The 17,313-nt window shown below is 66.0% G+C and carries 15 protein-coding genes and 1 other RNA gene; 8 read left to right on the top strand and 8 right to left on the bottom strand.

Translation table 11 applies throughout. From position 1 onward, the window contains the following. Positions 1–9 precede the first annotated feature (9 nt). On the top strand, positions 10–519 hold the full coding sequence (locus AC1DEK_RS14495; RefSeq protein ID WP_478125948.1) for a flavin reductase family protein: 510 nt from the start codon (positions 10–12) through the stop codon (positions 517–519). Here the strand turns inward: AC1DEK_RS14495 and AC1DEK_RS14490 are convergent. Next, positions 508–1,368, bottom strand: coding sequence for an IclR family transcriptional regulator (locus AC1DEK_RS14490; RefSeq protein ID WP_478125947.1), 861 nt, complete (start codon positions 1,366–1,368; stop codon positions 508–510). The genes AC1DEK_RS14495 and AC1DEK_RS14490 overlap by 12 nt on opposite strands. A gap of 37 nt (positions 1,369–1,405) precedes the next feature. After that, entirely contained in the window at positions 1,406–2,374 is a 969-nt protein-coding gene (locus AC1DEK_RS14485) for a LysR family transcriptional regulator (RefSeq protein WP_478125946.1), read from the bottom strand. 96 nt (positions 2,375–2,470) lie between these two features. Between AC1DEK_RS14485 and AC1DEK_RS14480 the strand changes: the two genes are divergently transcribed. From AC1DEK_RS14480 to AC1DEK_RS14470, 3 genes are read left to right on the top strand one after another with little or no spacing between them, the layout of a single operon-like run. Beyond that, entirely contained in the window at positions 2,471–5,395 is a 2,925-nt protein-coding gene (locus AC1DEK_RS14480; protein WP_478125945.1) for a molybdopterin oxidoreductase family protein, read from the top strand. Beyond that, positions 5,392–6,162, top strand: coding sequence for a 4Fe-4S dicluster domain-containing protein (locus tag AC1DEK_RS14475; protein WP_478125944.1), 771 nt, complete (start codon positions 5,392–5,394; stop codon positions 6,160–6,162). Before AC1DEK_RS14480 ends, AC1DEK_RS14475 begins: the two co-directional genes overlap by 4 nt. Then, complete coding sequence (locus AC1DEK_RS14470; protein ID WP_478125943.1) at positions 6,159–7,091, top strand: dimethyl sulfoxide reductase anchor subunit family protein; 933 nt, start codon at positions 6,159–6,161, stop codon at positions 7,089–7,091. The genes AC1DEK_RS14475 and AC1DEK_RS14470 overlap by 4 nt, the downstream gene beginning before the upstream one ends. A gap of 38 nt (positions 7,092–7,129) precedes the next feature. Here the strand turns inward: AC1DEK_RS14470 and corA are convergent, their stop codons facing one another. Continuing rightward, the gene (gene corA, locus AC1DEK_RS14465) at positions 7,130–8,104 is read right to left on the bottom strand and encodes a magnesium/cobalt transporter CorA (RefSeq protein WP_478125942.1); all 975 of its coding nucleotides are present in this window, start codon (positions 8,102–8,104) and stop codon (positions 7,130–7,132) included. Positions 8,105–8,170: 66 nt separating this feature from the next. Continuing rightward, the gene (locus AC1DEK_RS14460; protein ID WP_478125941.1) at positions 8,171–8,920 is read right to left on the bottom strand and encodes an SDR family oxidoreductase; all 750 of its coding nucleotides are present in this window, start codon (positions 8,918–8,920) and stop codon (positions 8,171–8,173) included. A 156-nt stretch (positions 8,921–9,076) separates the two neighbouring features. Here AC1DEK_RS14460 and AC1DEK_RS14455 point away from each other — a divergent pair, with 156 nt between their 5' ends. Continuing rightward, on the top strand, positions 9,077–10,093 hold the full coding sequence (locus AC1DEK_RS14455) for a LysR family transcriptional regulator (RefSeq protein ID WP_478125940.1): 1,017 nt from the start codon (positions 9,077–9,079) through the stop codon (positions 10,091–10,093). Here AC1DEK_RS14455 and AC1DEK_RS14450 read toward each other — a convergent pair. From AC1DEK_RS14450 to AC1DEK_RS14440, 3 genes are all read right to left on the bottom strand, one after another. Further along, on the bottom strand, positions 10,020–10,823 hold the full coding sequence (locus AC1DEK_RS14450; protein ID WP_478125939.1) for a slipin family protein: 804 nt from the start codon (positions 10,821–10,823) through the stop codon (positions 10,020–10,022). The genes AC1DEK_RS14455 and AC1DEK_RS14450 overlap by 74 nt on opposite strands. A gap of 3 nt (positions 10,824–10,826) precedes the next feature. Continuing rightward, entirely contained in the window at positions 10,827–12,233 is a 1,407-nt protein-coding gene (locus tag AC1DEK_RS14445; RefSeq protein ID WP_478125938.1) for an NfeD family protein, read from the bottom strand. A 93-nt stretch (positions 12,234–12,326) separates the two neighbouring features. Continuing rightward, positions 12,327–13,292, bottom strand: coding sequence for a Bug family tripartite tricarboxylate transporter substrate binding protein (locus AC1DEK_RS14440; protein ID WP_478126313.1), 966 nt, complete (start codon positions 13,290–13,292; stop codon positions 12,327–12,329). Between the two features lie 153 nt (positions 13,293–13,445). Here AC1DEK_RS14440 and AC1DEK_RS14435 point away from each other — a divergent pair, with 153 nt between their 5' ends. Both AC1DEK_RS14435 and AC1DEK_RS14430 read left to right on the top strand, forming a co-directional pair. Further along, the gene (locus AC1DEK_RS14435; RefSeq protein WP_478125937.1) at positions 13,446–15,104 is read left to right on the top strand and encodes an MBL fold metallo-hydrolase; all 1,659 of its coding nucleotides are present in this window, start codon (positions 13,446–13,448) and stop codon (positions 15,102–15,104) included. Positions 15,105–15,114: 10 nt separating this feature from the next. Further along, positions 15,115–15,828: an RNA pseudouridine synthase gene (locus AC1DEK_RS14430; protein WP_478125936.1), complete on the top strand. Its 714-nt coding sequence runs from the start codon at positions 15,115–15,117 to the stop codon at positions 15,826–15,828. Positions 15,829–15,988: 160 nt separating this feature from the next. On the opposite strand, the gene rnpB is transcribed toward AC1DEK_RS14430, so the two are convergent. Next, an RNA gene (gene rnpB, locus AC1DEK_RS14425) (RNase P RNA component class A) lies at positions 15,989–16,326 on the bottom strand. A 65-nt stretch (positions 16,327–16,391) separates the two neighbouring features. Between rnpB and cysK the strand changes: the two genes are divergently transcribed. After that, positions 16,392–17,312 carry a cysteine synthase A gene (gene cysK, locus AC1DEK_RS14420; protein WP_478125935.1) on the top strand — a complete coding sequence of 307 codons (921 nt, stop codon included), beginning with the start codon at positions 16,392–16,394 and terminating at the stop codon, positions 17,310–17,312. Position 17,313 lies beyond the last annotated feature (1 nt).

Raw genomic sequence — 17,313 nt, 5'->3', positions numbered from 1 at the left:
GACTGCCGAATGACCGCCGAACTCGACACCCGCCGCTTTCGCGACGCGATGCGGCGCTTCGCCACGGGCGTGACCATCATCACCACGCGCGATGCCGAGCACACGCCGGTGGGGCTCACGGCCAACTCTTTCAACTCTGTCTCGCTCACGCCGCCGCTCGTGCTCTGGAGCCTGAACAAGCATGCCCGAAGCCTGCCGATCTTCATGGAGGCCGAACATTACGCGGTGAGCGTCCTGTGCGCGGACCAGATGCCTCTGGCCGCCCGCTTCGCCTCACCGATCGATGATCGCTTCGCGGGCGTCGATTGGCATCGCGGCCCGACCGGCGTTCCGCTCTTCGACGGGTGCGTGGCGTGGTTCGAATGCGCCAGCGTGCACCGCTACGAAGGCGGCGATCACGTCATCTTTGTCGGCGAGGTGCTCAACTTCGGCCACAGCGACAAGGTGCCGCTGCTGTATGCCGGCGGCACCTACGGCGTGCCCGCGGTGCATCCGGCGATGCCGCCCTCAAGCCCATGAGACGCTGAGGTCGTCGAGCTTGCGAGCGAGGGCGCGAGTCTCTTTGAGCAGCAGGCGCGAGAGTTCCTCGCGCCGCGGCCCTTCGAAACGCTCCCGGATGCCGGCGATGCTGATCGCGGCATAGGGCGGTCCGCCGCGCGTGTGGATCGCCGCGCCGAGCGCGCCTACGCCCGGAAGCACGTTCTCCTCGTTGATGGAGAAGCCGGCGGCGCGCGATTCGGCAATGACCTCGCGCAGGCGTTCGCCGGTGATGCGTCCGAAGGCCTGCATGCGCGGGCCGTTGACCGCGATGATGCGATCGACCTCATCGTCGCTGAGGCTGAGCATCAGCGCGACGCTTGCAGCGCCGACGCCGAGCGGCCGGCGGGTGCCGACTTCCATCGTGCGGGTTCGGATCGGGTAGCTGCCTTCGACAAGCGCCAGGCAGACTGTGTCGAAGCCGCTGCGCACGACCAGGTACACCGTGTCCTGCGTGGCCTGCCCGATGCGGTCGAGGGTCGGCTGGCACACCTCCTTCAGGTTGAAGTAGGGCGATGCGGCCAGCCCGAGTTCATAGACGACGTGGCCCAGCCGATAGCACTTGGTCGCCGGATCCTGCATCACCATGCCTTGCGACACCAGCCCCTTCACGATGCGATGCGCGGTGGGCCGTTCGAGCCCCATCGCGCTCGCGATGTCCACCAGCCGCATGCCCTTCTGGAAGGCTGCGATCTCTCGCAACATCGCGACGGCGCGATGAATGGTCTGGGTTCCGCGGGGATGCGAAGCTGGATTCTTTTTGGCGGCGGCGGCCGTATTGGATGTCTTCTTGCGTGCGACGGTCGATCGCACGGGTGCTTTTGTTGTCATGCTCGCGGAGTCCTCCCGGCGTAGTCACATATTGGAATTATAGGAGCGCACGTCCGCCTTGCGCCGTGCGCGAGGGCCGCGACGCGGCGCAATGCCGAACGAAATCCTCGGCGCCTCGTCCCAGCTGCTTGTCGCGGTGCAGGACCATCGCCAGCCGCCTCACCGCGGGCGGCAGGCGGGTCCGAAGCTCGACCAGCGTTCCGTCGGCGAGCGATTGCGCAACCGCCTGGCGCGACAGGAAACCCAGCGTCGTCCCCGCAGCGACCAGGTGCTTGATGGCCTCCGGACTGCCGAGCTCGAAGGCCACGTCGATCGCGCCCAGATGCTCGATCAGCCAGCGATCGGCAGCCTCCCGTGTTCCGGACCCGGTCTCGCGCAACGCCCACGATGCCTCGCGCAACATACGGACGCCCACCAGCCGCCCCGCCAACGGATGCGTCGGCGACGCCACGACCACCATCTCGTCGTTGAACCACGGCCGCACGATCAGGTCCGGATGCGTTTGCGGGCCTTCGATGAAGCCCACGTCGACATCGAAGGCCGCAACCGATGCGATGACTTCGGAGGTGTTGGCGATGACCAATTGCACGCGGCTTGTCGGATGCCGCGCCTTCCACTGACCGACCAGCGCCGGCAGGATGTACTCGCCGATGGTGAGGCTCGCCGCGACGCGCAGCGGTGTGGCGTGGTCGCCGGAGAACAGGTGCTGCAGTTCGCCCGCCTGATCGAGCAGCGAAGCCGCCCGCGGCAGAAGCGCGCGCCCGTTCTCGTTGAGCAGCAGGCGGCGGCCCGCCCGGTCGAACAGCGCGACGCCGAGTGCGGCTTCAAGGTCGGCCAGCGCCGTGCTGGCTGCGGACTGCGAACGCGCGATGCGCTCCGCCGCAGCGCGCGTCGAGCCGTCCCGCGCGATGGCAACAAAGACTTCGAGATGGCGCAGATGCAGGCGCAGCCGCGACGGCGACGGCAACGGGGATGGGGATGGGGAGGGGCTCGTGGGCCGGCGCATGTCGCTGATCGATTTTTCAGGTCAATTCGATCAATATTGTGCGCTATTTCTTTTTAGCGACAGTGCCTACCATCGCAGGGAAACCGAGACCACACTGTGTTCAAGTTCCTGTCCTCAGAGCCCCTTCACGATCCCCTCGCCGCGCCCGTTCCGACCGCGGACACCGAGGTCAAGACCACCACCTGCTACATGTGCGCCTGCCGTTGCGGCATCCGTGTGCACCTCAGGGACGGCGAGGTGCGCTACATCGACGGCAACCCCGACCACCCACTGAACCAGGGCGTGATCTGCGCCAAGGGCTCCTCGGGAATCATGAAGCAGGTCTCGCCGGCACGGCTGACCCAGCCTTTGCTGCGCAAGCCCGGCAGCGAGCGCGGCGCTGGCGAATTCGAGCCCATCAGCTGGGAGCGTGCTTTCGATCTGCTGACCGAGCGGCTCTCCAAGATCCGTGCGACCGATCCGAAGAAGTTCGCGCTCTTCACCGGCCGCGATCAGATGCAGGCCTTGACCGGCCTGTTCGCGCGCCAGTTCGGCACGCCCAATTACGCGGCCCACGGCGGCTTCTGCTCGGTCAACATGGCCGCCGGAATGATCTACACCGTCGGCGGCAGCTTCTGGGAGTTCGGCGGCCCGGACCTCGACCGGGCCAAGCTGTTCGTGATGATCGGCACCGCCGAAGACCATCACAGCAACCCGATGAAGATCGCGTTGTCGAAATTCAAGCGCGCGGGCGGCCGCTTCATCTCGATCAACCCGGTGCGCACCGGCTATTCGGCCATCGCCGACGAATGGATCCCGATCAAGCCGGGCACGGACGGCGCGCTCTTCATGGCGCTGCTGCATGAGCTGATCGGCACCGACCAGATCGACCATGCCTTTCTCAAGCGCTTCACCAACGCGCCGCAACTGGTGGTGCTGGACGAGGGCGAGCGCGAGGGACTCTTCGCATTCGATCCCGAGCGCGGCCCGCCGGGCGACGGCCGCCATCCCCACAACAAGCTCGTGTGGGATACGCAAAGCGCCAGCGTGAAGGCCGCGTACCCCGAAGGCATTGCCGACGGCTGCGATCCCGCCCTCGAAGGGCGCTATACGCTGGCCGACGGCACGCGCGTCGCGCCGTCGTTCCAGCTGCTGCGCGAGCGCGTCGCGAGCTGCACGCCGGAGTGGGCCGAGGCCATCACCGGCATCGATGCGGCGCGCATCCGCAAGCTTGCGCGCGAGATGGGCGAGACGGCGTTGAAGCAGGCCTTCGAGCTGCCCATCCCTTGGACCGACGCCTGGGGAAAGAAGCATCCGACCACGCAGGCGCGCCCGGTCGCCTTTCATGCGATGCGCGGCCTGGCGGCCCATTCCAACGGCTTCCAGACCGTGCGTGCGCTGGCGGTATTGATGAGTGTCCTGGGCACCATCGACGCGCCGGGCGGCTTTCGGCACAAGGCACCGTATCCGCGACACATCGTGCCGAACTACCGGGCGTTCAATGCGCCCGAGATGATCCAGCCGAACACGCCGCTCAACGCAGCGCCACTGGGCTTTCCGGCCAGTCCGGAAGAGCTTGCGATCAACCCCGATGGTTCGCCGATCCGCATCGACCACGCGTTCTCGTGGGAGCATCCGCTGTCGGCGCACGGGCTGATGCACAACGTGATCGGCAACGCCGTCAAAGGCGATCCCTACCGCATCGACACGCTGCTGATCTTCATGGCCAACATGGCCTGGAATTCCAGCATGAACACGATGGTGGCGCGCGAGATGCTCAACCGCAAGGACGAGAAGGGCGACTACATGATCCCGTTTCTTGTGGTTTGCGACGCGTTCCAGAGCGAGACCGTGGCCTTCGCCGACCTCGTGCTGCCCGACACCACCTATCTCGAGCGGCACGACGTGATGAGCATGCTGGACCGGCCGATCTCGGAGTTCGACGGCCCCGTGGATTCGGTGCGCGTTCCGGTCGTGCCACCCACGGGTCAGTGCAAGCCCTTCCAGGAGGTGCTGATCGAACTGGCCTCGCGCATGAAGTTTCCGGCGTTCACCACGCCCGAGGGCGGGCGCAAATACACGGACTATCCGGACTTCGTCGTCAACTTCCAGCCGCAGCCGGGCATCGGCTTCCTGATGGGCTGGCGCGGCAAGGACGGCACCGAGCATCTGAAGGGCGAACCCAACCCGAAGCAGTGGGAGGCCTACGCGCAGAACAACTGCGTCTTCCAGTACCACATGCCGGAAACCATGCACTACATGCGCAACTGGAACCGCGAATACCTCGACTTCGCGAAGGACAAGGGCTGGCGGCAGCGCAACGACCCCGTGCAGCTTGCGCTCTACTCCGATGCGCTGCAGAGCTTCCGCCTCGCCGCGCAGGGGAAGGCCGGTGGCCGCCAGCCGCCCGATGCCTTGCGCGAGCGCATCGACACCTACTTCGATCCGCTGCCCTTCTGGTATGCGCCGCTCGAAGAGGGCGCGACGGACCTCGCTGCCTATCCGCTGAATGCAATCACGCAGCGACCGATGGCGATGTACCACTCGTGGGATTCGCAGAATGCATGGCTGCGGCAGATCCACAGCCACAACTACCTGCACGTGAATCCCGCCACCGCCGAAGCGGCCGGCATTGCCGACGGCGGCTGGTGCTGGGTCGAAAGCCAATGGGGCAGAGTGCGTTGCATGCTGCGCTACAGCGAGGCCGTGGAGCCGGGCACCGTATGGACCTGGAACGCCATCGGCAAGGCCGACGGTGCATGGCACCTGGCGCCCGGTGCGGACGAAGCGCGCAAGGGCTTCCTGCTCAATCATCTGATTTCCGAGGAGCTTCCCTTCGAAGGCACGCGCGCCGGGACCATCAGCAACTCGGACCCGATCACCGGACAGGCCGGCTGGTACGACGTGCGCGTGCGCATCCGGCCCGCTGCGCCCGAAGAGGCGAAGGAAAGTTTTCCGCAGGTCGCCAGCATGCCGGTCTTGCCCGGTGTGCTGGGCAAGGCGGCGAATGTCTTGACCTACTTTGCGGGGCGCAGGCGATGATTCAATGGCTCAAGGACCTGACATCGCGCGCCGCATCGCCGCTGCCGCTCATCGACGAAGGCGCGGCCACCGTGCGAGCGGACCCGGCCGAGACGCTCGCGAAGCAGCTCGCGCTGGTGATCGACCTGAACGTCTGCGTCGGCTGCCACGCCTGCGTGACCTCCTGCAAGCAGTGGAACACCTCCGGCAGCGCCGGCCCGCTCGCCGATGCCAATGCCTACGGCGCCGACCCGACGGGTACCTTCTTCAACCGCGTGCAGACCTACGAGGCCGGGAGCTTCCCGTCCACGGACACCATCCATTTCCCCAAGAGCTGCCTGCACTGCGAAGACCCGCCCTGCGTGCCGGTGTGCCCCACGGGCGCGAGCTACAAGCGCAAGGAAGACGGCATCGTGCTGGTCGACTATGACAAGTGCATTGGCTGCAAGTACTGCGCGTGGGCTTGCCCCTATGGCGCGCGCGAACTCGATGAAGAGCGCCAGGTGATGACCAAGTGCACCCTGTGCGTCGATCGCATCTACGACGAGAAGCTGCCCAAGGAAGACCGCAAGCCCGCCTGTGTGAAGGCCTGCCCCACCGGCGCGCGGCTCTTCGGCGATGTGAAGGACCCGGACTCCGACGTCTCGAAGGCGATTCGCGAGCGTGGCGGCTACGCGCTGATGCCGGAGTGGGAAACCCGCCCCGCGAATCAATACCTTCCCCGGCGCGTGACCGCCGAGGCCGGCGGCGCGACCGTGGTGCCGTCCGCGCAGGGCGAAGCGCAATGAACCCCGCGTTCTCGGTCGTCATCTTCACCACCGTCGCCGGCGCGGCACAAGGCCTGGTGGTCACGCTGGCACTGGCGATGCTGGGCGGCCTGTCGATCTCGCCTGGCTTCGCGAGCGCGGCCTTGGCCGTTGCCGAAGCGATGCTGCTGGTCGCCCTTGGCGCCTCGTTCGGCCATCTGGGAAGGCCCGAACGTGCATGGCGCGCCGTGCTGATGTGGCGCACCTCGTGGCTGTCTCGGGAAGTGATCGTGCTGCCGACCTTCATGGCGGTGGTGGCGTTGTGGTGGCTCGCCTTGCACAACGGCATCAACTCCCCGCTATTGCCGTTGCTGCCACTGGCCGCCGCGCTCTTCGCGTTTCTGCTCTGGTACTGCACCGCGATGATCTATGCCTGCCTGCGCTTCATCCAGGAGTGGGCGCAGCCGCTGACGCTCGTGAACTTCACGCTGATCGGCTTGTCGTCAGGCCTCGTGCTGGCAAGCGCACTGGCCGCGTCGATGGGCGAGCAGGCGCTCTTGAACGCCACGGGTGCGGCCGCGCTGGCCCTCACGCTCGTCGCCTGGGCCACGCGCATGCTGGCGCTTCGCCGCAACGCCGCGCTGAAGCCGCGCTCCACACTGCAGTCGGCCACCGGCATTCGGGCGGCGAAGCTGACGCAGAAGTCGATGGGCATGTCGGCGGGATCTTTCAACACGCGCGAGTTCTTTCATGGCATGGGCCTCGCTGCCCTGAAGCGCGTGAAGCTGGCCTTCATCGTGCTGGCCTTCGCGCTGCCTTCGCTGATGCTCCTGTGGGCAATCGCCACATCCTCCACGGCGGGCTTCGTCCTGGCGCTGGTGTTCCAGGCGCCGGGCCTGGTCGCCGAACGATGGTTCTTCTTCGCGCAGGCGCGGCACCCGCAGAACCTCTACTACCAGGTGGTGTCCTGAGAGCGAACGCGAAGGCTATCGGCCTCTGGCGGGCTGTTTCACACCCACCCGGCGCGCCGGAAGCGGTAATACAGGTAGCCGCACAGCAGCACGATGACCAGCAGCGCGGCCGGATAGCCGTAGTGCCAGTCCAGTTCGGGCATGTTCTTGAAGTTCATGCCCCAGATGCCCGCGAACGACGTGCAGACCGCGAAGATGGCCGCCCACGCCGCCAGGCGCTTGGTGACTTCGTTGTCTTCGATCGTCACCATCGAAAGATTCACGCTGATCGCCGTGCCGATCGTGTCGCGGATCGCGTCGATGGACGCGTTGATGCGCCCCAGATGATCGACCACGTCCCGAAAATACTCCTGCGACCCGATGCAGATCTGCGGCACGCGGCCGCCATGCAGCTTGCCCACGCCTTCGAGCAGCGGCGCCACCGCGTGCTTGAGCACCGTGAGCCGCTGCTTGAGCTCGTACAGGCGCCGCACGTTCTCGCGCGCTTCGCCTTTCGTGAAAATGCGCTGCTCGATCGTCTCCAGTTCGACCTCGAACGCATCGATGACCGGAAAGTAGCGGTCGACCACCGCATCCATGAGCGCATACAGCACGAACCCCGGGCCATTCTTCAATAGCTCGGGCTCGCGCTCGCAGCGTTCACGCACTTCGACGAATCCGTGATCGCTGCGGTTTCGCACCGACACCAGGTAGTTGGTGCCGACGAAGACATCGATCTCGCCGACGTTCAGCGCACGTTTGTCGTGTTCGTCGGGCTCCAGCAGATGCATGACGACGAAAAGCGACCCGTCGTATTCCTCGACTTTCGGCCGCTGGTGGCCGTGCTGCGCATCTTCGACCGCCAACGGATGCAAGCCGAATTCGGCCTGCACCTCGGCAAGTTCCTCGGGCGTGGCGTCGTGCAGCGCGACCCATACGAAGCAGCCCGGCAGCGACACGTAGTCGCTGATGCTGGAGACAGGAATGTCGGCAAGCTTGTTGCCGTTTTCATAGACGACGCAATTGACCAGCATGCGATGGCACCGGGACGAGACAAAGACGGGTCATCTTGCCACGGCCCGGCGCCGGCGTCGTACCGATCAAAGCTGGCTCATGCCGCCATCCACCACGATTTCGGTGCCCACGATGAAAGCCGACTCCGGCGACGCGAGGTGAAGCACGGTGCTGGCGATTTCTTCCGGCGTGCCGAACCGGCCGAGCGGAATCTGCGCCTGGATCTGCGCCGCGGTGGCTTCGAGTGTGGCGGCATCCAGGCCGAGCTTTCCGTAGATCGGCGTCCGCACCGGGCCGGGGCTCAGCACGTTGACGCGCGCGCCGCGTGGCAGCAGTTCGGCCGACAAGGTCTTGGCAAGCGAGATGACCGCAGCCTTGCTGGCCGCATAGACGGCGGTACTGGGCATGCCGATGTGCGCATTGATCGAGCCGTTGATCACGATCGACGCGCCCTGCGCGAGCAATGGCGTCACGGCCTGGATCTGGAAGAACAAGCCTTTGACGTTGGTGTTGAAGATGTCGTCCCAGAAGGCTTCGGTCACATCCGACAGCCCCGCGAATCTTGCGACCCCGGCGTTGAGGAAGACAGCGTCGAGCTTCAGGCCCCGGCCGGCGATGTCGGCTGCCAGTTCCTTCGCGGCCGCCGGTGCGCCGGCGTCATTGCGGATGGCGACGGCCTTCGGGCCGAGTTCGGTCCGCGCCCTTTCGAGCGCGGCGGCGTCGCGGCCGGTCACGATGACACGCGCGCCCTCCGCCACGAAGGCCTTGGCGGCGGCGAGGCCGATGCCGCTCGTGCCGCCAGTGATCAGTACTGTCTTGTCTTGAAAGCGTTCCATGATGGTTTCCGTTGAGTGCCGGTCAGATGACCGTGACTGAATGGTCGGCTTCAAGGGCGCTTTTGACGTGCCGGTTTTCGGTGCACAGATGTGCGAAAACTTCGAACGTTCTTTGGCGTGCCATGATTTCGCCCAACTTGTTCGAAAGAGCCGACGATGCTGTCAGAAGATGAACTCGCGCTGCTCGAGGCGATTCGCGAGAGCGGAAGCCTCTCCCGTGCCGCGGCACGGCTGGGAAAGGCGCCGTCCACCATCTCGCACGCCGCGCGTCAGCTCGAGGAGAGATTCGATGCGCTGCTGTTCGACCGGCGCCGTTATCGGCTGCAGTTGACTCCGGCCGGCCAGCTGCTCGCGCACGAAGCGTCGCGGCTGGCCGCGGACGTATCGCGGCTGTCGCAGCGCGTCCGGCAGGTTGCGAGCGGCTGGGAAGATCGCCTGTGGATCGTGACCGACGAGATCATCGAGTTCGAGACGCTGCTGCCGGTGATCGGCGCTTTCGATGCGCTGGAATCGGGCGTGCCGCTGCGCATGACGCATGAAGTGTTGCGGGGCACCTGGGAAGCCTTGCGCGATGGCCGTGCCGACATGGTCATTGGAGCGACGAACGAGCCGCCGTCGATCGAGGGCCTGCGCTGGTTCGAACTCGGCGTCATGGACTGGGTCTTCGCCGTCTCGCCGCGTCATCCGCTCGCTTCGGCAAAAGAGCCGATCGGGCGGGACGCCATCACCGGCCAACGGGCGGTGGTCGTTGCCGACACCTCGCGCACCACCGCAGGCAGTGCCTACGGCATTCATGGCGGCCAGGCCGTGCTGGCAGTGCCGACCATGCGCGCCAAGATTCTTGCGCAGCGCGACGGCCTCGGCGTCGGATGGCTGCCGCGACAACGCGCCGCTTCGCTGCTCGAGCGCGGCGAATTGATCGAAAAGCAGACCGTCGACCCGCGCGAGCCGAACATCCTCTATGTTGCCTGGCGGGGCGATCACGAAGGCCGCGCGATGGATTGGTGGCTGGCGCAGCTTCGCCAGCCTCGGCTGTCGAACCGGCTGGTGCAGGGCCTGGACACGTTCGACGCCCGAGCGCGAGGAACGGCCCGGGCAGCTACATCGGCTGCGAGCCAGGCTCGCCGACCGGCCGGGGCTTTCGATCCAGCCACTGCACCAAGGGTCCGATGAGTTCCAGCGGCAGCGGAAAGACGATCGTCGAATTCTTGTCGGCAGCGATGACGGTCAGCGTTTCGAGATAGCGCAACTGCAGCGCCTGCGGATGCCGCCCCAGGATCTCGGCGGCTTCCGCCAGCTTTGCGGACGCCTGCAACTCACCTTCGGCATGGATCACCTTGGCGCGCCGCTCGCGTTCGGCCTCCGCCTGCCGGGCAATCGCACGGACCATGTTCTCGTTCAAGTCGACATGCTTGATCTCGACGTTGGTCACCTTGATGCCCCACTGGAAGGTCTGAGCTTCGAGCGTCTTCTGGATATCGAGATTGAGCCGCTCGCGCTCGGCCAGCAGGTCGTCGAGGTCATGCTTGCCCAGCACCGCACGCAACGTGGTCTGCGCCAGTTGGCTGGTGGCCTCGAAATATCTCTCCACCTGGATGATCGCCTTCTCGGGGTCGATGACGCGAAAGTAGAGCACCGCATTCACCTTCACCGACACGTTGTCGCGCGTAATCAGGTCCTGGCTCGGGATGTCGAGCACCATCACCCGCAGGCCCACGCGCACCATCTGCTGGACGCCCGGGATGAGGATCACCAGCCCCGGTCCCTTTACCTTCCAGAATCTGCCTAGCTGGAAGACGACGCCGCGTTCGTACTCGCGCAAGATGCGCAGCGAGGCGGCAACGAAGGCCACCACGAGCAGCACGATGAAACCGACGAACACGAGGCTGAAATTGATGAACATGGGTCATGCCCCGGCCCCGGCCGGGCTCTCCTGGATGTCTTCGGTGACTTGAAGGGCCAGGCCCTGCACGCGCGTCACGCGGACCCGGCGGCCGGGGCTCAGTCCTTCTGAGCCGCGTACCTTCCAGTAGTCACCCTGGATTTGCGCCCAGCCTTCGCCGTCCGCGAATTCGACGAGCTCACCGGTCGCGCCGACCAGCGTCGAAACGCCCACCGCCAGAGGCCGTCGGCGCGTCTTCGCAGCGATGCCGCCAACGACCAGGATGAACGCCGCGGACCCCAGCGCCAGAAGCCCCACCAGCCACAGCGGCACGCCGAAGCCCGGAATGTCGTTGTCGATCAGGAGCAATGCGCCCACGCAGAACGCCACGATCCCACCCACACCGAGGACGCCGAAAGTCGGCAGAAACGCCTCCGCGATCAGGAAAGCCACGCCAAGGAGGATCAGCCCCAGCCCCGCAAAGTTGATCGGCAACATCTGCAGCCCGAAGAGCGCGACGAAAAGGCAGATGGCGCCCACCACGCCAGGCAGCACGAAGCCCGGATTCGAAAACTCGAACAGCAGGCCGTACACACCGACCATCAGCAGGATCAGCGCGAGGCTCGGCTCCGTGATCGCTGACAGCAATCGCGTGCGCCAATCCGCATCGACCACCAGAAGCTCCGCCCGCTGGGTTGCCAGGCGCACCTTGCCGTTGATGGTTTGCACTTCGCGCCCGTTCACCTGCGCCAGCAAGTCGGACACGTCCTTTGCAATGAGAGTGATGACCTGCTTGTCCAGCGCCTCCTGGGCCGACAGGCTGACCGATTCGCGCACGGCCTTTTCGCCCCAGTCGGCATTGCGCCCGCGCAGTTGCGCCAGGCTGCGGATGTAGGCCGATGCATCGGCGAGGCGCTTGGCTGTCATGGCATCGCCGCTGTGTTCCGCCTTGTCCGCGGACTCGGGTTTCGCAGCCGGCTCCGACGGTGACGGCATGCCAATGGCGACCGGCGTCGCTGCGCCCAGGTTCGAAGCCGGCGCCATCGCCGCGATATGACTGGCGTAGAGGATGTAGGTGCCGGCGCTGGCTGCGCGCGCACCGTTGGGGGCGACGAAGCCCGCCACGGGAACGGGCGATGCGAGGATGTCCTTGATGATGTTGCGCATCGACGCGTCCAACCCGCCGGGCGTGTCCATCTGAATAATGGCCAACCGCGCCTTTTCTTTTTCTGCGAGCTTGAGTCCGCGGTGGATGTAGTCGACGGTCGCGGGGCCGATCGCGCCGTCGATTTCCATCAGCACTACCATCCCGGCGCGCGCGTTGGCCGGCGGCTGGGCTGGGGCGGCATCAGGCACGGCTTGGGCATTGGCCGCTCCCGCCGCAAGGACGAGGAGGGTCCATACCGTCAACCATGCTCTGGCGGACCTCATCGTCCGATTCTAGGTACCGCGCAGGGCGCTGTCATGGTGCGTCGCAGCAGACGCCCCGGCTGGTTCCGGCCTCTTGCGCCGGCCCGGCGTGACTCAATCGATGTGGATGTTGGCCGCCTTGGCGACCTCGGCCCATTTCACGCGGTTGGCATGAACGGTCTGCTTGAATTGCGCGGGCGACTCGATGCGGATCGTGTTGCCCTGGTTCTCGAACTTCTCGCGGATCTCCGGCTGCTCGAGCACGGACCGGATGGCAGCGTTGAGCTTGTCCACGATGTGCGGATCGGTGCCCTTCGGCGCGAACACGCCGAACCAGATCGAGCTGTCGAAGCCTTCGGTGCCCGGCAAGCCGCTCGACGCGATGGTCGGCACTTCCTTGATGGCGGCCACGGGCTTTGCGGTGGTAACGCCCAGCAGCCGCACCTTGCCGGCCTTGTACTGCGGCAGCACGGTCTGCACCTGGTTCATGATGCAGCAGGTCTCACCGCGCACAACCGAAGTGATCGCCTCGGGACCGCCCTTGTAGGGCACATGCACCATGTTCAGGCCGAGCCGCGAATTGAATTCGGCAAACGCCATGTGCGTGCCGGCGCCATTGCCCGTCGAAGCGTAGTTGTACTTGCCGGGGTTCGCCTTCACGAGATCGACGAATTCCTTGAGCGTCTTCACGTCCATCACGTTCGGATTGATCGTGAGCACGTTCGACACATCGAGCACCGGCGCCACCGGAACGAAATCGGCTTCGACGTCGAAAGGCAGCTTCTTGTAGAGCGCCGCATTGCTGCCGTGCGTTGCCGCGGTACCGAAGGCGAGCGTGTAGCCGTCGGGCTTGGCGTGCGCGACGTATTCGCTCGCGATGTTGCCGGCCGCGCCCGACTTGTAGTCGATCACCACCGGCTGGCCGAGCTTGCGCTGGAGCGGCTCCTGAATGATGCGGGCGACGACGTCGACGCCCGAACCGGCCGGAAAACCCATGATCAGCGTGACGGGCTGCTGCGGCCAATCGGCCTTGGCGAACGCGGCCGGCGCAGCGGCGCACAGGGCCAACGTGGAGAGCATGAAAAGACGGCGCGCGCCTCGAATGAAAGATGCAGTCATGGCGGCATTGTGGCGCGAGCCTCATCAGCAATTGCACAGAAGCTTATGACTCCAGCTTATGCCTCGGGTGGACGGCCGCGCGCGCCGGCAGCCTTCTCCCGATAATCGCGGATCATGGTACGTCCCACCCAACTGCTCCACCCCCAGCGCGAACCGGCTCCGCTGCGCGCCGCCGCCACCGTGCTCCTGCTGCGCGACACGCCGGAAGGCATCGAAGTGCTGATGACCCGTCGCTCGTCGACGGCGAGCTTCGCGCCGGGCGCGTACGTCTTCCCAGGAGGACGCATCGACGAAAGCGACGCCACCGCGCGCGCGATCGCAACGCGCCGCCGCACCCAGAGCCGGACGCAACTCACACAAGCCATCGCCGCCCTTCGGGAGAGCTTCGAGGAACTCGGCGTGCTGCTCGCCCATCACCCCGACGGCCGGCCGGTGAGCGCCGAAGAAGTGGCCTCCATGGATCGCAGCACGGCCGCGACCACGGTTGCCTTTGCCGACCAATGCGTCGAACGTGGCCTGCTACTGTCCACCGACCGCGTCTTTACCTTCGCCCACTGGATCACCGATCGCGATCTGCCCAAGCGCTTCGACGTGCCCTTTCTGGTGGCGCGGATGCCCGAAGGACAAGCTCCGACGGCCGACGAGACCGAGCAGTTCGAGCCCTGCTGGGTGCGACCGGCGGACGCGCTCGCGCGTCATGCGGCGGGCGCCTTTTTCATGATTTTCCCGACGCTGCGCACGCTCGAAAGACTGGCCGCTTACAAGACGGTGGACGCCGTGTTGTACGCCTGCGCCAACCGGCACGGCGGCGAAGGTCCCCTGTGGACCAGTTGTCCGCGCGCCGGCATGCTCAAGGGCCAGGAGGCGCGCTACATGGAGACCGATTCGCCCTTCGGCGAACTCGCCATGGTCAGCCCCGACGGTCAACTCGTGCATGCGCTCGACTGGCAGAGCGAACAGCCGGTGCCGCTCCTGAAAAACGTACAGCGACTCACCGCGCCGAACCCGAGCGCCATGACCGGCCCCGGCACCAACAGCTACATCGTCGGCGACGCCTCCACCGGCTACGTCGTGATCGACCCAGGCCCCAATGATTTCGACCACATCGGCCGGCTCTGGCGCGCAACGCACGGCGACATCCGCGTGATCGTCTGCACGCACTCGCACGCCGATCATTCGCCGGGCGCCCTTCCGCTGCAGAAGCTGTGCAAGACCCCGCCGCCCATCGTCGGACTGGCGTCGGCGCCCACCGCGCGGTCGACCGCCCGGTTCAGTCCCGACCGCGCGCTCAAGGACGGGGAGCACATCGTGCTGACCTCCGCCGCCCACACCCACACGCTGCGCGCCATTCACACGCCCGGGCACGCCGCCAACCACCTCTGCCTTGTACTGGAAGAAGACGGCCTCCTCTTCTCCGGGGACCATGTGCTCAATGGCAGCACCACCGTCATCGACCCGCCGGACGGCAACATGAACGCCTACCTCGCATCGCTCGACAAGCTCGATGCGGCATGTGCCGAAGGTGGCATCTCGTTCATCCTGCCCGCTCACGGCTATGTGCTCGGCGAAGCGCGTGCGGCACTGGCCTACCTGAAGGCGCACCGCCTCAAGCGCGAAGCCAAGATCGCTGCCGCCATGCGCAAGCTACCCCAAGGCACGCCGGAAGACTGGCTGCCGATCGCCTATGACGACGTGCCCGAGCGCATGTGGCCCGTGGCCGCTCGCTCGCTGGCTGCGCATGTCGAGCGACTCGGACAGACGGTGAAGGAATGAGGATGCCAGCGTGACCGAAAAAGATGCCGAAGACGGCATACGCCTGGCCAAGCGTGTCGCCGCGCTCGCTGGCTGCTCGCGGCGCGAAGCAGAGCTCCTGATCGAAAACGGCGCCGTGCGCGTCGACGGCCAACCCCGGCTGCTGCCGCAGTCGCGCGTGCATGCCCACCAAAACGTCGAAATCGAAGCCGGCGCGCGCCCCGAACCGGTGGTGCCCGTCACCCTCTTGCTGCACAAGCCAGCCGGCATGGCGACCGACCACGCGCACCGCCTGCTCGTACCCGGCAATCATCACGAACCCGAACGCGCCGGCCTGCGCTTCCTGCCGCGCCACGTCAGTGCCCAGCGTTGCATGACCCCATTGGAAACCGGCGCCAGCGGCCTGCTCGTCTATACCCAGGAGTGGCGCGTCGAGCGCAAGCTTCAGGAAGACGCCGGCATCCTCGAACACGAAGTCATGGTCGACGTCGCAGGCCCCGTAGGCCCCGAAACGCTGTCGCGCTTCGAACGCACCCCCGCCCGAGTCAGCATCAGCCAGCAAGCCGAAGGCCATACCGGCCTGCGCTTCGCCCTCAAAGGCGCCCGCCCCGGTCAAATCGCCCACCTGTGCGACGACGCCGCCCTGCAAATCCTCTCGATGAAGCGCATCCGCATCGGCCGCGTCCCCTTGGCCGGCCTCCTCCCCTCCCAGTGGCGCTACCTCTCCCCCCAAGAACGCTTCTAAAAAGAGAAAGAGAGCGCCGGACAAGCAGGGGCGGCGAAGCCCGCCCCCTTCGTGAACACCGCGGAACCGGCTTCGCCGGGCCGCCAGTGTTGCCCCCGGTCAGGGGGAAGGCGAAGCGACACGAAGTGCGCGCAGCCTGGGGGGCGAGGAACAAGTGATAGTGTGAAGCCCGCCTATAAGCCGGATTCTGTGCGCTGAAGCCCCTTTCGGAAGCTCCAGCGTGACCGCCATTAATCTGGGCCGTTTGTCGCCAAACGGCTCGGTGCCACCTACCCGCCAGCTCTGCGGAACCACATCGACGCTGGCCTACTTGGTGTTGCTGCGCGCAGAGATTGCCCGTTTCACCCGGCCGGGGTTGCCCCCGGCCGACTCGTCTCTGTTGCTCTGATCCTCACCTCACGGTGGAGAGCCGTTAGCTCCTGCGCTGTCCTGTGCAGTCCGGACGTTCCTCCAGTGCGCTCTTTCGAGACTTGCACCAGCGGCGGTCCAGCGTGCTTCACGGGGCGATTATCGCCACAATGACGCTCCCCACTTCCGCATCGGATTTGCCCAGAGGACACCGTATGAGAGCAGACACCATCTTGCAGACGATCGGCAACACGCCGCACATCCGTATCCAGCGCCTGTTCGGCCACGCCACCCAGCAGGTCTGGATCAAGTCGGAGCGCGCCAATCCGGGCGGCTCGATCAAGGACCGCATCGCGCTGTCGATGGTCGAGGATGCCGAGCGATCGGGCGCACTCAAGCCCGGCGGCACGATCGTCGAGCCGACCTCGGGCAACACCGGCATCGGCCTTGCCATGGTTGCGGCGGTCAAGGGCTACAAGCTGATCCTGGTGATGCCCGACAGCATGTCCGTCGAGCGCCGCCGCCTCATGCTGGCCTACGGCGCGAGCTTCGATCTCACGCCGCGCGAAAAGGGCATGAAGGGTTCCATCGCCCGTGCGGAAGAAATCGTCGCCGGCACGCCCGGCGCGTGGATGCCGCAGCAGTTCAACAATCCGGCCAACGTGGAGGTGCACGAGCGCACCACGGCCGAGGAAATCGCAGCCGACTTCCCGGAGGGTATCGACGTGCTGATCACCGGCGTGGGCACCGGCGGACACATCACCGGCTGCGCAAGAATCCTCAAGCAGAAGTGGCCCAAGCTCAAGGTCTTTGCCGTCGAGCCGGTGGCGTCGCCGGTGATTTCCGGTGGCCAGCCTTCGCCCCACCCCATCCAGGGCATCGGCGCGGGCTTCATCCCGAAGAACCTCGACACCTCGCTGCTCGATGGCGTGCTCCAGGTCGATGCCGAACCCGCGCGCGAAATGGCCCGCCGCTGCGCGCGCGAAGAAGGCATCCTTGTCGGCATTTCCTCCGGCGCCACCCTCACAGCCATTGCGCAGAAATTGCCGTCGCTGCCTGCAGATGCCGTGGTGCTGGGCTTCAACTACGACACCGGCGAGCGCTACCTGTCCGTCGACGGATTCCTGCCCGCGTGAA

It is taken from the genome of Variovorax sp. 10N420, assembly GCF_056394705.1.
The sequence above is the reverse complement of the archived record's forward strand: the minus strand, read 5'-3'. Positions and strand labels throughout refer to the sequence as shown.